The following is a 16,591-nucleotide window of genomic DNA, read 5'->3' on the forward strand; positions in this document are numbered from 1 at the left end:
TGCATAAATTCAGTTACCTTTTCTAGATCGTTTTGATCTTGTTTGTTTTTTGCTAAACAAAAGGGTAACTGAGTTTTCCACATTCTCGCTATCCGAGATGTGTCAGATCAGATCTAAACTTCTACATCTAATCCTTGAAGTCTTTTTTCAATATAAAGTTTCTCCATGCGAAACTCATCCAATTTAACTCAAATCCCAGGTTCCAATTCCCACCATAGAATTTCACCATAGTCTCCCAAAGCGCTTGATTCCTCGTTGAACCACGGCACCTTCTATTTCTTGCAGTAGCCCTTAATCGTTCGCGTAACTTTGCCACGAACTTCAAGCTCTCGAAGACAGCTCATTACATACCAACCCACTGAACCCTCAAAAGTCTTCACCTTTGAACCTACTAATTTTGCTAGCTCTGAGTATCGAACGGGCTTTTTGGTTAAACACTTCATTATTGCCGTTGATATGGTTTTGAATTTCTCAACAGATACTGTAGTCTGCTTTTTCCATCCTTTTCCTCGAATCGCGACACGTTCTTCATTCGAATTGCTTTTTCCATAACGTCTATTCACTTCTTTGACGGACTCAGAAATCAGCTTTTCGAGCACTTTCAAGTTCACTTCACTTAGCCTTCGAATCTGAAGACATGCTTTTGCCATATTATGTTTACCGAGATTCAACAAATGTTGATTCTGGCTTTTGCCAGCCGCCACCAGATAGATACTTATATTTGGCTTACCCGACGCAAAACCAGTTATGCATGAATCACCCTCTCGACCACTTTCATACTTGTAATGATAACTTCCAAAACCAATAATTTTAGAGCCCCATATTTTTGGCTTTTCACGGGTGATTTTGGTCATCATTTTTATAAGTAAAATACAGTCATTTCTTCGTTCGTCGTCAGTGATTTTCTTTAAGTGCGTCGCAATACTTGCGCTTGTTGCTTTCGTCTTCGCCATTTTTAGTTCTTCTCAGCCGCTTTCTTTAAGTCCCTAGCAAAGTCTTCGAAGGATTGATCAAACGGCGGAATCATTTTGGCAAACAACGGAAATATCGGGCCACCAATTTTTTCAGTCATGTTAAATTTGGTTTCTCCGCCAGACTCAAAAAGAGAGTAAACCCTTAAGCCCATTGCATCTCCCCAAGCCAACCTTTTTGCTGGTTCAAACTCTTTTACTTTAAGCTTAAAGATTCGCTTAGGATCAAGTTTCGACTTCAACTTAATCGTTTCTCCATGCGAAATGTTACCTTCAATCGAAACAACGGTTGAATTCCATTTCGGATACTGAGAGGCATCTGTAAGTAGTGACCAGATCACTTTTGATGGTGCTTTGATCGAGATACTCACCGAAGTTTCTCGGCTGAATAGCTTCTTAGTTGTCGTTGCTTTGCCTTCGCTCATAAACCTAGCCTCCCGCTGAACCAAGTTCAGACATTTTATTTAACCACATTTTTCGTTTTACTTCGGACATACCTTTGACTCCACCGATGTGCGTAGATCGAATGGGTTTGAATCCGCAGAAAGCAAAAATCATTTTCTTAGTAACAGTGTACGGTGAATTGAAATAGGCGAACAAATTGAAAATAGTCGGCGCATCACAAGTTACCAAGATACGGGCCGAGCGCCCTTTTAATAATTTGTCCCAAAAAGGACTCGAGTTTTGAAACTTAAATGCAAAACCAGGCAACCAACTTCGGTCAAAATAACCTTTCGTCAATGCCGGCATAGCTCCCCACCACATAGGGTATGCAAAAACAAGATGATCACACCACAATACTAGTTGTTGGGATGCTATCAGGTCGGGTTCAAGCTGTTGTATTTCTTTATAGCCAAATTTTAGATTGGGATCAAAAACTAGGTCTCGAACATTTAGTCTCTTTATCTCGTATCCACCAGCTTTGGCGCTTTCAAAGTATCGATCGCAAAGAGACGATATAAAACTATCACTTTGCGGATGACCATCGATTAATAATATCTTTTTCACGGCAACTCAAAATTGAAATTGTAGTAGTGCTTTCCAGCTTCAATGTTAATTTCCATTTTTCCGGTCAAACCAATCAAATCGCCCTCGCCAGAATCAGGAACCACTTCTAAGATCAGCCGATCCTTGCCTTTGTCCATAGTTCCAAAGTGTTGAAGTACAAAACTTCCTTTTTTGTCACTCAACGAGCCTGTGACATATTCTATCGCAACATATCCAGCAGAACCCTTAACTGAAGTCATCGCACTGAGCATTTCGCCTTTACTAGTCGCTGACAATTCTCCTCGAAAAGTCTTATCAATCGACATTCGACCTAATTTTACTCCGTTAGAGCCTTTTGCGTATGATTCTATTGGATTTAACTTAACTTCAAACTCGCCTCTAATTTGCATTCTAATCCCTCAAAACTTTCCAAACCGTCCTGTTTTTCTCAATTTCTCCGTGTAAGCTTTAAACTCTTTCTTTTTCTTTTCAGGAATATGAGTCCAGTGAATATTGTGAATCGCCCCATAGAGTGAGTAAAGGTAAAGTGCATTACAACACTTAGCACTTCTGTTTAGGTTTAGTCGCCCTTCGAGCATTTTGATAAATGCCTTCTCAGGGCCAAGTTTGATTATTTGATCTGCGTGAGTAATTCCAACGGCATTGAAATCCTTCTCGACTGCAGGCCCTAAGTTCATCATTTTTGAGATCTTGGTTTTTTTCAGGTCAATTGACTTGGGTTTTGGTTTCTTCTTCTTCGACTTGATTTCAGGTTCAATACCAATCAGTTCATTTTTCTTTTGAATCAATTCGATTAATTGGAACATTGAAGGCTCAAAATATTTAGATGACTGAGGAAGATAGAGCCACTTGGTGATCACTGGATGGATCGTCGTACCTTTAATTTTGGCTAATAGAGATTCATGGTGGTCTCGATGCGATGGAATTAAACAGCCATTCCATATATCAGTTTTAAACTTCTTTCCTCGCCACTCCTTGTCGCCAGGATGCTCACATAAAAAGGCGACCATTCTTCCAAAGACATAAATCGAAAGGCCGCCAAAAAACTTCTTACAATAAAAACTGTCTCTAGATTCAAGATCTTCAAAGAAATGACCAGCACTAAAGCTTTCGAGGGAATACTTTTTGTTCATATTACATCGCTGAACAAATTTCGACCAAGAGACCATTGCAGTCTCGTACGTAACTGACAGTTTGACCCCAGGGCTTTTGTGTCGGTTTACTGACTGAAACTGCACCAGCATTTACTGCGTGCTCAAATGCATTCTCAACATTGTCAGCCACAAATCCAATTTCAAATCCAGGGGCCTTACTTTTCAAACTCAACTTTTCATACTCAAAACCGTGCGAACCGGCGGTGGCATGATTAACAAAACCAAGTTTGGTATCGCCAGTCTTCATTTCACCATAATCTTTGGACTCATGAAGAAAACCAGCTTCAAGCCCAAACGCTTTTGAATAAAAGGCCATCGTTTTTTCAACGTCATCAACGTACAATAAGGTATATCCAAGTCTCATAAATTTTTCCCTTTCAGTTCATCTAGGAAAATTCCAATTCTAACCGTTTCAAACTAAAACCAGAGTTTCTCCTTGCGAAACTTAGGTTCTCCACGGTTGATGGTGGACAAAAAACCTATTGAGTTTTTCAAGCTGTCCTCAATGCATCTTAGAATAGAATCAAGTATTTCGACAACTCCTCTGTTTCGTAACAAAGCGTTCCTCAATCAAAAATACGCCATCGAAGGGCTCACGGCTCGCCAAATTGCCGTCCTCATTGGGAGCAGCCATTCAACGATAAACAATGCCTTAGTGCGATTTGAAATACTAAGAACTGCCAGAGTGTCAGGACGGGAAGTTTATGGAACAAAATCTCAAGGAGGAAACCGGGGTTTTGCACACTCGGGTGCAAAATGGTAGTCGATAGTATACTAAGAAAACGGAGTCTAGGCTGGTCCTATAAGACAATCTCTGAGTGGCTCACGTTAAGAGGGATCAAAAGTCCCTCCAGGCAAACGCGATGGTATCATACAACCATCCGACGAATTGAAACTAGCGCCCTAGAATCTACCAAACTTACTGAAGACCTTCGTTTCGATGAGAGCCCTTCCGAATGCCTTTACAAATGAGGTCGGCGCCCTCGCATAGCTAATCGAATTTGGTTCAGTTCATCAGAACGAGTATCGAGCTGGTCAGAAGACTAGAAGCGAGAAAATAGGGGGCATTGATTGCTGTATACAAAAACGGACGCGGGAAATTTGGATTGATCGCAATTGTCATTGTCATGGGAACAAAATAGCCAATTCCAACCGTCGATCCAAATATTAGTGCATCCGAAAGAGTTTGGATATTCAGCATCTTTATAAATGCGCCACTCGTCATTGTGATAAGCAGACCGCAAACTGCTGGTCCTGCAATCATCAGGACTGAAGGCTTTTGTCTTTCCTCCTTCTCTCTTCCCATCGCGAAAGCATACATTTTAGCAATGATGACGCCAAAATAGATGCCTCCAAAAATGAAATTTACGATTGTAACTACTATCACACCTAACCAACTTGTTTCAGTTAAAGCCGTCAACATTGTTAACTCCTTTGTTGTGAGTAATTATCTTATGTATAAATATGCCATTTTATGGCATATTTGTTTTATGCCAAAATCTAGCTACATAAGCCGCAAAAGTCGTCTGGACAAGCTCATTGGTCTTTTGAGGTCTCAGGAAATGCGAAATTCTTTGGAACTCAGTCAGTTGCTCAATGTAAGTCGACGAACCTTAATGCGTGACCTACAAGATTTGGAAGAAGCCGGATTTCCAATTGAATCAGACAGAGGCCGAGGAGGTGGCATTAGACTTCATCACGGATGGGGTTTGGGCAAATTACAGTTAAATTACAGCGAAATTCTAGATCTGCTTATTGCATTGGCTACAATGGAAAAGTTGCAGCCGACGTTTCTGATGAGCCATCTTAGAAGTATACGATTCAAAATTGCCCAATCTTTTCCCGATTCGCAAAGACGTCAGATTGAAGAGATTAGAAAAAGGATTTTAGTCGGTGATATGGCCCCAAGAAAAGTTTTGTCGAGCTTTAAATTGCCAAAAGAAAAAATTATAATCCCACTTCGAATCAGTTTTTTTGAAAGCAAGCAGCTAGCAATCACTTACGTCGACGAGAAAGGGATCAGTACCAATCGAACAATTGAGCCTCATTTTTTACTTTTTAACTGGCCTGTTTGGCACATCCTCGCTTGGGACTACCTGCGAGAAGATATTCGCTTTTTCAGAGTAGATAGAATTTCAAGTAGCGAGTTAACAAATGAACTTTTTAAGTCTAAAGACAGAGTGAAATTTAACAGGGCGATTACTGAATTTTTTGAGTCTGTGTAGAAGACGAGTTTAGATTTAAGAATTTATGTCACTCTGAGCTAGCCATAAGAACTTGTCCCACTCATCGTCTTAACTTGGCGTAGAGCTTCAACTCTTGAGGCCGTACCAGCCATTAATCATGAACGCTTGAAAAAAACGGATTGGTATAGGGATGCCGCTTTGCCTTAGCAGCGATTCGGTTTCTATGGGCGAAAGCACTGTCAGCATTTCGCGCAACACTTGAGATAAATTCGCAAGTGACTCTGGTGTTGCGCCCATCAAAATTTGAACTTCCTTCCAATTGTTTAACATCATCGGAAATTCTTGCGAGCTTAAATCATAACTGATTTCTGTATTGATCAATACTCCATTGGTACGCAATCGACTGGACATCGCCTGATAGAAACCCAACCGTTCATCGCGCTTCACGAAGTGCCCGACCAGAATACTCAATGCCGCATCAAAATTCTCACCTGTAGGCGCATCGTTAACATATCCATGAATGAGTTCACAGCGGTCAAGGATTCCAGCCGACTTTAGTTTTTCACGACAGACATCAAGCATTCCAACAGATGGGTCAACGCCAACAAATGTCCACTCTGGAAATTGTTTAGCGAGTGAAAATAACTCTGCTCCAGTTCCAACACCCACACAAAGAACTCGGGCACGAACGAGAGCATTTTTTAAAATAAGACGAATGAGAAAATGCATGTTGTCAGCTATGGGTGCTAACTGCTGGTTTTTCTCATCGTATACTTTGGCAGCATTTGTAAAATGGTCGATCACTGTGGGGCTTGGATTCATTCAGCAATCCCACTAACTTCAATTTTATCGACCTGCGCTTTAAGATTAGAGGTAGCTTTCAAAATTGCTTTCATATTTACAGTCATGCTTTCTATTTCTCCATCCCCATTTCTTCTAAAAGTTGGACTGGATTCTGAATTTTCAATAAACTTTTGAATCCGAAGACTCTTCTCTCAGTGGAGAGAATATAATCTTGTTAAGACCCTAGAACCATTTGCAGGTTCCGTATATGTTGGACTCCAACTTCGGCAAGTCGAACTCAACCGTCACCTGTCTCAATTTTCTTCAGCATACTTCTTGAAGTTATTAAGTATCGATTGCCAGCCATTTTTCTGCATTTCTACCGGATTCTGATTTTCGGCATCAAAAACGGTCGTGACCTTCGTCGCATCTCCCACCCGCTCGAAACTTGTGACGACTTTTCGACCGTCAGTTAAAGTATAAGCAAGTTTCTTTTGAATTATAACTTCGTTGTAAATAGCTTCAAAATCGAAACCAAAACTTCCGTCCTTAGCTTCCATTCTTGCTGAGTACTTTCCTCCAACGCTAAGATCATTCGTGGCTCTTGGGCAGCACCATTCTGGCACTGCAAAATTCCACTGAGTAATATGATTCGGCTCTGTCCAATATTGCCAAACCTTTGGGAGCGTTGTTGAGATTGTTGCTTCGATTTGAATTTTTGAATTACCCATTAGTGGCTCTCCTTAATTTTATCAAACATCTCCCTAAACTATTGATTCCTCGATGAACCACGGCACCACGGAGGGGAGAGCCCCAGGAGCAAAAGCCAACAATATCATGGGCTTAAGCTCCAAATTTGGTGTCAAAAATGGTGGAGGCGGGGGGAATTGAACCCCCGTCCGCAGGTGATCCACGATAAGGCGCTTCATACTTAGTCTATGTTTTAATTATGATGACTTCGCTTCCATAGACAAAATCACTGCCATCATTCCACCAGCATTTTTAAGTTGGTGCCCTGGAGAAAACAACACTCAACCGATATGGCATTAATTACAGCCAGTTAACTCAACACCATCGATTAAGTTAGTGACCGTGGCAGCACTAAGCTGCCATTGCTACGTTTTCGTTAGCAATTAAAAGTTTGCACCTTTTTATCGAGGTCCCTGTGCGCCCCGGTATGCTCCTCATGCTTCAGCGCCCACGTCGAAGCCGTGTCGCCCCCGTTATATTCTTTAATAATGTCATAAAAAACTATGACAGATCCATTCTATCATTAGAATGGAAAAAACAACAGAGATTATAAAATAAACCTCTAACAAAAACTAAACCACAATCCTCTATTATCCTTAACCTAAGATCATTCCGTTTCAATTTTTCGTTCTAGTTTAACCTAAGTCATTTATTGAGGAAAAGCTGAGCAAGATTGTTTCATTATTTGTTTCATGACATATTTGATTATTTTTATAAAATATCTAGGATAAGTTTAGAGTTGAAATTCTAATAATTTTTCTAAACTTTGAAAAGAAAAATAAACATTAAAAAAAAATAATTTCTTAGGCAAATGAAAATTACCATTTTTTACCCTAATTTTTAATAAGTTATCAACCAAACCCACAGAGTTATCCACATACTAGACTAAATTCTTTTCATATTATATATAGAAATTTAAGAACTAAAAACGCAAAGCGTCGTATATTTTTAATGATCATTCACTAAGTTTTTTAAAAAAACAAGACCCAGATCAGATTTCAAATTAGATTTGAGACTCAAAGAAGGACGCTGCTTGCAAAGCTCGTTCTGCTAAGGATTGAACAGTACTTTCTCCTTCTTCTTTCTTCTTCATCAATTCAAGATTTTTTTTAAAAATGGATAGCTGTTCTTCGCTGATTTTATTGGTAACTGGAAATAATTGAATATTTAATTGATAAACTCGTTCGCCTTTTTTTTCTTTTCTTCCCATGGAATTATCTTTATGAATGCTTTTTCTGAGTTGTCTCAACTTAAATTTAATATCTTCAAACTCTTCCTTTGTTAGCGACATTGTTAACGTACCAAATTCACGATCTTGGGGAGCGTCCTGATACAAAGACTCCAAGCCCAGATACATCAGCTGCGTTTGCAATTTTCGGACAAGGGCAACTGGGATTTCCTCTGGAGAATCAATCAAAGTATGTGATTTTTTTATTTCACCCGTAATAGGATCTTTTTTGATTTCGCCACTCGCTAATAATGAGTTTAAGGACGCTTCGATCTCTGCCTCAGAGGCTTTATTTCTAAGTAATTCCTTCAAGTTCTTGGTTGTAAAAGAAACACCCTCTTGATCAATCATGGCATATAAAATCCAAGCAACCCAATTGGGAATTTTTTCCCAAGTTTTGCGATCGATCTCACCGCTCTTTAGTTTTTGTTCAACCCGCACTTCTGAAATTTTTTTTAAATAAATATTTCTTTCGGAGGTATCTTCAGCTTGATTTAACTTTACAAGATAGGAAAACTCCTCGCTTTGGTCTTTGCTTAATGCCAGCGCCTTGGCAAATTTTCCGATCATGTCTTCAGAAAGATTTCTCTGGCCCTCGATAATCATTTTTAAATAATTTGGGGACTTAATATTGGCAGCTGCAGAAAAAAGTTGATAGCTATAAGGTCTGAGATCATTCTTACTGAGCTCCTTTTTAGCCTGATAAAACTCGCGTAAATACAAACGGTAGTCGAGATAATCTGAAAGATTAGGCAATCCTTGTGAATTCTTTGATTTTTCATCACTTTTCTTAAACTGATCAACTGACATAACCACCCCTTTGTAACTAAGTACACAGAAGTAAAAAAATAAAATCAATTCATTTTTTACTTTTGTCTGGGCAGAGCACCATGGTCGAATATACTGGTGCCAAAAAGTTCAGATTTGAACTCAATCCCACTTAGATAAATAAGGAGCAAGGTTGATGCCATTAAAACTGGACTGCAATCCTCTATTCCTATTTTATTCCAAACTTGAAGGGAAACTCGTAGGAATTGATATACGACTAAATATAAGCAAAATCTTGTTAGATATTTTAGATTTCTTGGATTCAGTTTTAATTTCAACAGTCACATGTCCCATGCTGTTGTTTTCAATCACCGTGGCTGATTTAAATAAATCCATAAAACTTGCATTTCCACGAGACCCTTGTGTCGAGCGGTGCACGTTAAGATCACTCTCATCAAGATTTTTTTCAACATTGTTTTGAGCTGCCGTTAAATCTCGTTTGAGCATCAATTCTGATTTCAATGAAATTATTTGATTATCTTGGCCCTTGATGATCGCAGTAAATCCTGCCCTTCCATTAACAATTTCAAATGAATTAAAATAAACTTCCTCAATTCTATTATGTCTATTATGCTTCATTTCCTCTTGAGCTTCATTACCTCTTTTGCTGTCTCTGTCTGTACTGGAGTTTTTTAAAAATTGAAATAACTCATTATACTCGGCATCCTCCACATTATAATGCCAATACTTTATATTAGCGTTCGAATGTCTTAAAATGGCATGGGACTGCGCCCCCTCATTTTTAATTTTAACCACTAAATTCGAGCAATCGTCTGAATATTTATATGAATCCACACACTGAGCAGTCACAAAGAGGTTCGCCTCGCTCATTTTCATTAATGAATTTTCTTTAAAAGCAGTTTGAAGCCGAATATCACTAATTTCATTCCCTGTCCTTAAAGTAATATCAATTGTTATCTGCTTCGTTTTGTCGACTAAATAACTCATCTCCATTAACGAGCCAGCAAGTATCTTATTCAGTTGAGCTTGTTGTGCGGTCACTTTATTTTCTTCCGAAATTAAAAATTTCAAAATCGAATCATTAGAAGCGCCAGAGTAAATGAACCCTAAATCATTTCCCCCACCAGTTAAGATTGCTGAGCTAGCGGTTATCTTTGAACTATTTGAAGCTACAAACAGATTATCACTGCTGGACGGATCCTTTGAATTAAAAGAGTAATTTGGTGCTGAGGTTCTCGCTTTTAATTTTTCTGATTCCTTTTGTTCGGCAGAAAGCTTTTTGGTCATTTTCTTGGACGTTCTATTTGATAAATCGAGACTATCTCTTCCTTGTTTATCTTTAACTTCATTTTTTGGTAAAGGTTTGGTCTCTTTTGCCGTCGAAGGCGGAGCAGAGGGTGGCAATTGAGGAGTAGGTGCTGGCTGTTCTGCTGGTGCTGGTGTTTGCGTCGCGGGAGGCGTTTCAACTTTAGAAGGCTCTTTTTTCACCCCACATGAAGTTACAATTAAAGAAATTCCCATCAAAACTATGGCTTTCTGCCATTTCAATTGCCATTTCATTTTAAGCCCCCAATTTAACATCTTAAACCCCCAAATTAATTAGAAAATCTACCGTATAATTAATAATTAGAAAATCTACTTCGTTTTACTTTTCTGCTAACCAAGAAAAACAAACAAGCTATTGAAACAGTTGAAGCAAACAGCACGCCAACTATAAACGCAAAAGAATCGTTGTCTTTACGGTTAAATAAGTAAAAAATACATTTATGTTTATTTTTAGGTCATGGGAGCTCGAGAAAACTCCATTAAAAAAAATTTATTCTTATTCAGCGATTTTAAGCGTGGTCACTATCTTTGCGGGTCTATTTTCTATCTCTTATTTAGATCAAAAAATTACCTATCTCTTCAGAGAAGATGATTGGAAATGGCTGTTTGCTCGAGAAATCACCAATGTTGGTTTGTTTTCAAATTACTTTATTGCCGCATTGACAGTTCTTGCAATTTGTTTTTACTTGATCAAATTAAAACGAGTCACTCACCCCAAAATTCATTCTGTTTATCGTAAATCTCAAGTTATGATTTATTCTTTACTTTTCTCAGGATTGTGTCTCCAATTTTTTAAATTTTTGTTTGGACGTCAACGACCCAAAATATCTCCTGATTTTGATCCCCATGCTTTTTATCCGTTTAATACCCATTGGAATTTTCATTCTTTGCCCTCTGGACATACCCAAGTGTTATTTTGCGTGGCCACTTTTTTTTCCTATTACTATCCTCAAAAAAAATATTTATTCTATTCCTTGGCTACAGCTCTTAGCTTCACCCGCGTGATGACTCGCGATCATTTTTTTGCCGATGTTCTTATCGGCGCACTCGTTGGACATCTTACTTGCCTATGGCTATTTTATTTTCTTTCCAAGAAAGAATCTAAGCTCGTGTTCTGAAAGTCGTTTCAAACACGCATTAAAAACCTACAAATCTAAAAAGCCCGTTAAACCTTGACTTTTTTTTAGTTGCATTGAGATTTCTTTGTATTGTGGACAGAATTTTTCGACTAAGTTCCAAAAACTGTCAGAATGATTTAAATGTTTCAAATGAGCAAGCTCGTGGATCAATACATAGTCAATAATTTCATCTGAAAATAGGATTAATCTCCAGTTCAAATTGATAATTTTATTTGTTGAACAACTACCCCATCTGCTCTTTTGCTCTCGAAATTTTATTTGGGAAGGGTATAGCTCCATTTGTTGAGATAAATAATTAACTCTTTCAGTTAGAAAACGAATAGATTCCCTTCTGTAGAAAACCCTTAGAGTATGAATTTGATTTTCGTATTCTAATTTTTTGCTCAGAGCATGCCATTCCTTTAAAGGAACGTGTAAGAGCATAGTTCTATGAGCATTCATTTCTGGCAAAGAAACAAAATATTTTTTTCCTGGCGTGATGACAACCCTTAAAACATAATCTACGCCTCGAAAAGGAAAAACTTCATCTTCTCGAATTCTTTTTTCAGGATACTGACTTTCAATTTCTTTGATTCTTTTTATGTTTTTTTCAATCCAACCTATTTTGCTTTTCAAAAAACTCAAGATAAAATAATGAGACGTCTTTAATCCCGTTCTTACGATAATAGGCCTCTTAGGAGCCATAAAGACCGTTACTGATCGGCGCTTTGATTTTCTTTCAATTTGAAATTCATAATTTTCAAAACGGACGATTTCTGACGACATAGATGGATTTTATCCTATTTTTCAGACGACATCAACCGGCACAATGAAAATCAAATTTTATCTAATATCATTAGACTTCACCAGCATCCAACGGTTATCCTCTTTAAAATCTTGAGAAAAAATGAATTCTTAGGAGAATAAAAAATGAAATGTATGGAAATGCATGGAAATGTCTGGAAAAATTATGAAATGTAAGAAAAAGAATTTAAAAAATTAAAAAAGAATTTAATAAATTTAAATAAATTTAAAAAAAACTTTTAACTGACGAGTGTGCTTAATCATGACCGATAATTTTTTTAATTTAGATCCAGAAAATGTATTACTTGCTAGTGAAAGAGCTGGTTTTGTTCCTACTGGTTTATTTACACAGTTAAATTCCTATGAAAACCGCGTTTTTGATTTAAAAATGGAATCATCTGAAAATATTATAGCTAAATTTTATCGTCCCCAACGATGGACTTTAGAATCCATTCAGGAAGAACATGCTTTTTTAAATGAGCTGAATGCTGAAGATATTCCCTGTCTTGAGCCTTTACTTTTAAAAAATGGAAAAACCATCCTCGAACATAATGGTATCTTCGTTTCCTTTTTTCCTAAATTTCGTGGACGCATGCCTCAAGAGTTTCTCAATGATGACTTAAAAAGAATTGGCCAGCTCATGGCCAGAGTGCACAATGTAGGCGCACGAAAAATAGCATTTCATCGTCCAACCCTTGACTCGAGTTATTTTGGTGGTTGGGAAACTTTGGACTTGTTACAAGATAAGGTACTACCAGAGCTAAGGTCTCGGTATATTAAATCAGCCGAAATTATTTTAGAATTTATTGATTATGAATTTAATCCCGCAGAGTTTATCCGCATTCACGGAGATTGTCATAAAGGAAATGTTTTACAGTTTCAAGATTTGTTTTACCTTGTTGATTTCGATGATTTTTTAAATGGCCCTGTTATCCAAGACCTATGGATGCTGCTCAGTTTTGACGATACCACTTTGGAAAAAGAAAAAGATTTGCTTGTTGAAGGTTACGAGCTTTTTCGTGAATTTCCCTTTCACCAATGGGGTTGGGTAGAAGCGCTTCGCGGATTAAGAATCTTGATGTATGCAGGCTGGATCGCCAAACGTTGGAGTGACCCTTCTTTTCCAAAAATATTTCCCAATTTTGGCTCCTATTCCTTTTGGGCGGAAGAAACCGAAGCGCTCGAAAAGATTGCTTGGAATTTAGGAACGGCTCTTTAGAGTCTTGCGCAAAAATAACTTGGGCCCTTAGGTTCATGACGCTTTGATCTTGCCTTGTCTTTCTTTTATTTAACAAAAATACTAAATTTAAACCTGGTTGCTTTCGCAACTTAATCTTAAACCTAGACTTAGTAAAAGGATAACTTATGAAAAAAATTAAAGTGGCAAATCCCGTTGTAGAGCTCGATGGCGATGAAATGACAAGAATCATTTGGGCTTTCATTAAAAATAAACTGATCACTCCCTACCTTGATATCGATATTAAATACTTTGACCTGGGAATGGAAAATCGCGATAAAACCAATGATCAAGTAACTATTGACTCTGCCGAAGCCATCAAGAAATACAATGTGGGAATCAAGTGTGCCACAATTACGCCAGATGAAGAACGAGTTAAAGAATTTAAGCTAAAACAAATGTGGAAGTCTCCTAACGGAACCATTCGAAATATTCTTGATGGTACCGTTTTTCGTGAGCCTATTATTATGAAAAATGTCCCTCGCCTCGTACCTGGATGGACAAAACCCATCATGATCGGCAGACATGCTTTCGGAGATCAATACCGGGCTACAGATTTCGTGACCAAAGGAAAAGGGAAACTCACTATCACTTTCGAAGGCGAAAATGGAGAGAAAATTTCTCATGAAGTATTCAACTTCAAAGGGGATGGCGTTGCCATGGCCATGTATAACACTGACGAGTCTATTAAAGGCTTTGCAAAATCTTGCTTCAACGTCGCTTTAACTAAAAAATGGCCACTTTATTTATCAACAAAAAACACGATTCTTAAAAAGTACGATGGTCGCTTCAAAGATATTTTCCAAGAAATCTATGAGAAGGACTTTAAAGCTGCCTTTACCTCTGCAGGTATTACGTATGAGCATCGTCTTATTGATGACATGGTCGCCAGTTGTTTAAAATGGGAAGGTGGTTTTGTATGGGCCTGCAAAAACTACGATGGGGATGTTCAGTCAGATACCGTAGCTCAAGGTTTTGGTTCTCTCGGGTTAATGACATCCGTATTGATCACCCCCGACGGAAAAACCATGGAAGCTGAAGCGGCCCATGGGACGGTCACCAGGCACTACCGCCTTCATCAGCAAGGAAAACCAACATCCACTAATCCCATTGCCTCCATTTTTGCGTGGACCAGGGGCTTGGCACATCGAGGAAAATTAGACAGCAATCCAGAGCTCATTCGCTTCGCAGAAACCTTAGAGCAAGTTTGTGTTCAAACCGTCGAATCAGGTTTGATGACGAAAGACTTAGCTGCTTGCATATACGGCGACAAGATCCCTGCCGACAAGTATTTAAACACGGAACCCTTCTTAGAAGCTATTGATAGAAATCTTTTGAAAGCCTTGAACCTCAACTAGATTTCTATACCCGATAGGGTATAGTATTATCATTTTATTATGATACTATACCTGATCGGGTATCATTGAATCTATAAGCGAATTTGCCATAATCAAGATTTTAGGAGGCTAGAAAAAAATGACTGATCTGGAAATTCGTTTTACTTTTCCATCAATAATTCTGGATTTCCCTCCGGTATGAATAGCGACCACTTCGCCTCTTTCATTTAAAAGGGGCCCACCGCTATTTCCATGATTTGAGTCAGCAGAGCTAAAAAACATTCTGTCCAACTGCCAATAGTCCATTAAAGATTCTTGAACTTCAAAAAATGAAGCCTGACTTTTTGGTTCTAGCAAAACTCCAGAAGAAACTTTCAGCCCTTTTCCGTCTGAATTTGGTCCCGGTGACCTATCTGCAAAATCGTTGGGATCCTCCACTTGAAAACTCTCTGGATTACATGCCGTGCAAGCTGGATAACCAAACAAGAAAATCCTCTGACCAAACAGAGGAAGCTTATCGGCAACTTTTAAGGGCTTGCCTATAGGTCTACTAAGAGACAAACCAATATAATCAGAATCTTCAGCAAAAAAAGTGTTTCTAACTCTCGCCATGTAAGTCATTGGCGGAGCCATGCCAATGGTAGCTTGGTCTAGATAGGGATTCAGCAGTAACTCACCTTCCTTGTTGAAAATAAAAACGGCAATTCGTTGCTTTTCAGAAAAGATCTTTTTAAATTTACTTAATTTTGATTTTTTTCTAAATTTTACATCACGAAATTTTTCTACAAAACTCATGAAACCATCCACAACATGTGCATTCGTCCACAAAGTTGAGCCCTCGCCTGTCAAAAATCCTGTGCTTTTTCGAATGTCAAAGGTGATCAAGCAATTCATTTGGTAAGTAATATCCTTATTCCCTTCGCAGCTTTCAATTTGTTTGATCAAAACAGTTTTATCATTTTCATCCAGTGAGCCTGTATTCATTGAACTTGTATTTATTGAATTTGCATCGATGGAACTTGTTTTCATTTTTCGGATATTGTCTTTAAATTTTGAACCCTGACCATTGGAAACATCCACGACCCGAAGAAGTCGGTCCTCTCCAGCGGCAAGAACTCGCAATTCGAAAACTGAGGAACCCGCAGCTCTTACAACATCAGGCAATCCCTTGACGTTTAATGGATAAAAGCCTCGAGGGTTATCAAGATTCAAAGTCAATTGAGAATCAATTGGAAAATCAGCGGGCTTTTTCGTTTCTACTGAGTTTTTCGGTTCTATTGATTCACGTGATCCAGTTACTTGTTTGGAAGATTTTCCACACCCAACCAGGCACTCTAAAATAAAAAACGCACTTATTGGCAGAATAAAATATTTCAATTGATCCCCCTGTCATTAAAATGATCCCTAAGCTATTAGAAAACAAAGTCTTGGTATCTGTTTAAATCTTCAATTCTTTTTTCGGTCATATCTAGAAGACAAGACAGAACTTGCAAACCTTGTCCAGATCCTCCGTACATTTGCATGCCTTCCAATTCACATGTTGTATCCTTAAAAGTAATCCACGCTCTTTGCGCTTTCACAAGCCGAGACAACAATTCTTTGTTTTCCTCAAGAGAGCTGGTTTTAAGTTTGGAAACTAGTTTTTGATATTTCAGATTTAACTGGACGTCTGTTTCTTTAAATACATCATCCAAACACATTCCTATGGAAGCGTTATCTGGCATGTCTTGACAGTCGGTCAGAGTCTTTGAAAAAGAACTCTTCCCACTTAAACTAATTATAAAAAACGAAACTAAGAAAATCACTTTTTTTAAATTCATAAAATCCCCCATATTATCTAGTTGATAATGTTTAACCTTGTTATTTTTAATGTTACTTTTAATGCTACGTTTAGTTGTTG

General features: G+C 38.2%; 20 protein-coding genes and 1 other RNA gene. 6 read left to right on the forward strand and 15 right to left on the reverse strand.

Annotation, left to right across the window (positions count from 1 at the left end; all coding sequences use genetic code 11):
• Positions 1 to 272: 272 nt before the first annotated feature.
• From J0M15_15285 to J0M15_15310, 6 genes are read right to left on the reverse strand one after another with little or no spacing between them, the layout of a single operon-like run.
• Complete coding sequence (locus J0M15_15285; protein MBN8538415.1) at positions 273 to 953, reverse strand: DUF1801 domain-containing protein; 681 nt, start codon at positions 951 to 953, stop codon at positions 273 to 275.
• A 2-nt stretch (positions 954 to 955) separates the two neighbouring features.
• Positions 956 to 1,396 carry an SRPBCC domain-containing protein gene (locus J0M15_15290; GenBank protein MBN8538416.1) on the reverse strand — a complete coding sequence of 147 codons (441 nt, stop codon included), beginning with the start codon at positions 1,394 to 1,396 and terminating at the stop codon, positions 956 to 958.
• A gap of 4 nt (positions 1,397 to 1,400) precedes the next feature.
• Positions 1,401 to 1,979 carry an NAD(P)H-dependent oxidoreductase gene (locus tag J0M15_15295; protein ID MBN8538417.1) on the reverse strand — a complete coding sequence of 193 codons (579 nt, stop codon included), beginning with the start codon at positions 1,977 to 1,979 and terminating at the stop codon, positions 1,401 to 1,403.
• On the reverse strand, positions 1,976 to 2,368 hold the full coding sequence (locus J0M15_15300) for a DUF3224 domain-containing protein (protein MBN8538418.1): 393 nt from the start codon (positions 2,366 to 2,368) through the stop codon (positions 1,976 to 1,978). Before J0M15_15300 ends, J0M15_15295 begins: the two co-directional genes overlap by 4 nt.
• Before the next feature lie 9 nt (positions 2,369 to 2,377).
• Complete coding sequence (locus J0M15_15305) at positions 2,378 to 3,112, reverse strand: TfoX/Sxy family DNA transformation protein (protein MBN8538419.1); 735 nt, start codon at positions 3,110 to 3,112, stop codon at positions 2,378 to 2,380.
• A gap of 1 nt (position 3,113) precedes the next feature.
• Positions 3,114 to 3,497, reverse strand: coding sequence for a VOC family protein (locus tag J0M15_15310; GenBank protein MBN8538420.1), 384 nt, complete (start codon positions 3,495 to 3,497; stop codon positions 3,114 to 3,116).
• A 141-nt stretch (positions 3,498 to 3,638) separates the two neighbouring features.
• On the opposite strand from J0M15_15310, the gene J0M15_15315 reads away from it, so the two are divergent.
• Together J0M15_15315 and J0M15_15320 are read left to right on the forward strand one after the other, a co-directional pair.
• Positions 3,639 to 3,896: a hypothetical protein gene (locus J0M15_15315; GenBank protein MBN8538421.1), complete on the forward strand. Its 258-nt coding sequence runs from the start codon at positions 3,639 to 3,641 to the stop codon at positions 3,894 to 3,896.
• On the forward strand, positions 3,890 to 4,105 hold the full coding sequence (locus J0M15_15320; protein ID MBN8538422.1) for a recombinase family protein: 216 nt from the start codon (positions 3,890 to 3,892) through the stop codon (positions 4,103 to 4,105). The genes J0M15_15315 and J0M15_15320 overlap by 7 nt, the downstream gene beginning before the upstream one ends.
• A 34-nt stretch (positions 4,106 to 4,139) precedes the next feature.
• On the opposite strand, the gene J0M15_15325 is transcribed toward J0M15_15320, so the two are convergent.
• Complete coding sequence (locus J0M15_15325; protein ID MBN8538423.1) at positions 4,140 to 4,556, reverse strand: DUF1761 domain-containing protein; 417 nt, start codon at positions 4,554 to 4,556, stop codon at positions 4,140 to 4,142.
• A 139-nt stretch (positions 4,557 to 4,695) separates the two neighbouring features.
• Here J0M15_15325 and J0M15_15330 point away from each other — a divergent pair, with 139 nt between their 5' ends.
• Positions 4,696 to 5,358 (forward strand): WYL domain-containing protein, encoded by a 663-nt coding sequence (locus J0M15_15330; protein ID MBN8538424.1) that lies wholly within the window; start codon positions 4,696 to 4,698, stop codon positions 5,356 to 5,358.
• Positions 5,359 to 5,445: 87 nt separating this feature from the next.
• On the opposite strand, the gene J0M15_15335 is transcribed toward J0M15_15330, so the two are convergent.
• The 5 genes from J0M15_15335 to J0M15_15355 form a co-directional block, all read right to left on the reverse strand.
• Positions 5,446 to 6,141, reverse strand: a complete 696-nt coding sequence (locus tag J0M15_15335) for a class I SAM-dependent methyltransferase (GenBank protein MBN8538425.1) — start codon at positions 6,139 to 6,141, stop codon at positions 5,446 to 5,448.
• 275 nt (positions 6,142 to 6,416) lie between these two features.
• Complete coding sequence (locus J0M15_15340; GenBank protein MBN8538426.1) at positions 6,417 to 6,833, reverse strand: SRPBCC family protein; 417 nt, start codon at positions 6,831 to 6,833, stop codon at positions 6,417 to 6,419.
• Between the two features lie 138 nt (positions 6,834 to 6,971).
• Positions 6,972 to 7,324, reverse strand: a transfer-messenger RNA (tmRNA) gene (ssrA, locus tag J0M15_15345).
• A 531-nt stretch (positions 7,325 to 7,855) separates the two neighbouring features.
• Positions 7,856 to 8,890: a TIGR02147 family protein gene (locus J0M15_15350; GenBank protein ID MBN8538427.1), complete on the reverse strand. Its 1,035-nt coding sequence runs from the start codon at positions 8,888 to 8,890 to the stop codon at positions 7,856 to 7,858.
• A gap of 192 nt (positions 8,891 to 9,082) precedes the next feature.
• Positions 9,083 to 10,429, reverse strand: coding sequence for a hypothetical protein (locus tag J0M15_15355; protein ID MBN8538428.1), 1,347 nt, complete (start codon positions 10,427 to 10,429; stop codon positions 9,083 to 9,085).
• A gap of 206 nt (positions 10,430 to 10,635) precedes the next feature.
• Between J0M15_15355 and J0M15_15360 the strand changes: the two genes are divergently transcribed.
• A complete protein-coding gene (locus J0M15_15360) occupies positions 10,636 to 11,313 on the forward strand; it encodes a phosphatase PAP2 family protein (GenBank protein MBN8538429.1) in 678 nt (225 codons plus the stop codon).
• 27 nt (positions 11,314 to 11,340) lie between these two features.
• Here J0M15_15360 and J0M15_15365 read toward each other — a convergent pair whose 3' ends face one another.
• On the reverse strand, positions 11,341 to 12,099 hold the full coding sequence (locus tag J0M15_15365) for a M48 family metallopeptidase (GenBank protein ID MBN8538430.1): 759 nt from the start codon (positions 12,097 to 12,099) through the stop codon (positions 11,341 to 11,343).
• A gap of 280 nt (positions 12,100 to 12,379) precedes the next feature.
• Here J0M15_15365 and J0M15_15370 point away from each other — a divergent pair, with 280 nt between their 5' ends.
• On the forward strand, positions 12,380 to 13,336 hold the full coding sequence (locus tag J0M15_15370; protein MBN8538431.1) for a serine/threonine protein kinase: 957 nt from the start codon (positions 12,380 to 12,382) through the stop codon (positions 13,334 to 13,336).
• A 146-nt stretch (positions 13,337 to 13,482) separates the two neighbouring features.
• On the forward strand, positions 13,483 to 14,712 hold the full coding sequence (locus tag J0M15_15375; GenBank protein MBN8538432.1) for an NADP-dependent isocitrate dehydrogenase: 1,230 nt from the start codon (positions 13,483 to 13,485) through the stop codon (positions 14,710 to 14,712).
• 108 nt (positions 14,713 to 14,820) lie between these two features.
• Here J0M15_15375 and J0M15_15380 read toward each other — a convergent pair whose 3' ends face one another.
• Positions 14,821 to 16,068, reverse strand: a complete 1,248-nt coding sequence (locus J0M15_15380; protein MBN8538433.1) for a trypsin-like peptidase domain-containing protein — start codon at positions 16,066 to 16,068, stop codon at positions 14,821 to 14,823.
• A 35-nt stretch (positions 16,069 to 16,103) separates the two neighbouring features.
• Entirely contained in the window at positions 16,104 to 16,511 is a 408-nt protein-coding gene (locus tag J0M15_15385; GenBank protein MBN8538434.1) for a DUF1311 domain-containing protein, read from the reverse strand.
• Between the last annotated feature and the right edge of the window lie 80 nt (positions 16,512 to 16,591).

The sequence above is a fragment of the Deltaproteobacteria bacterium genome, from assembly GCA_017302835.1.
GTDB lineage: Bacteria > Bdellovibrionota > Bdellovibrionia > Bdellovibrionales > Bdellovibrionaceae > UBA2316.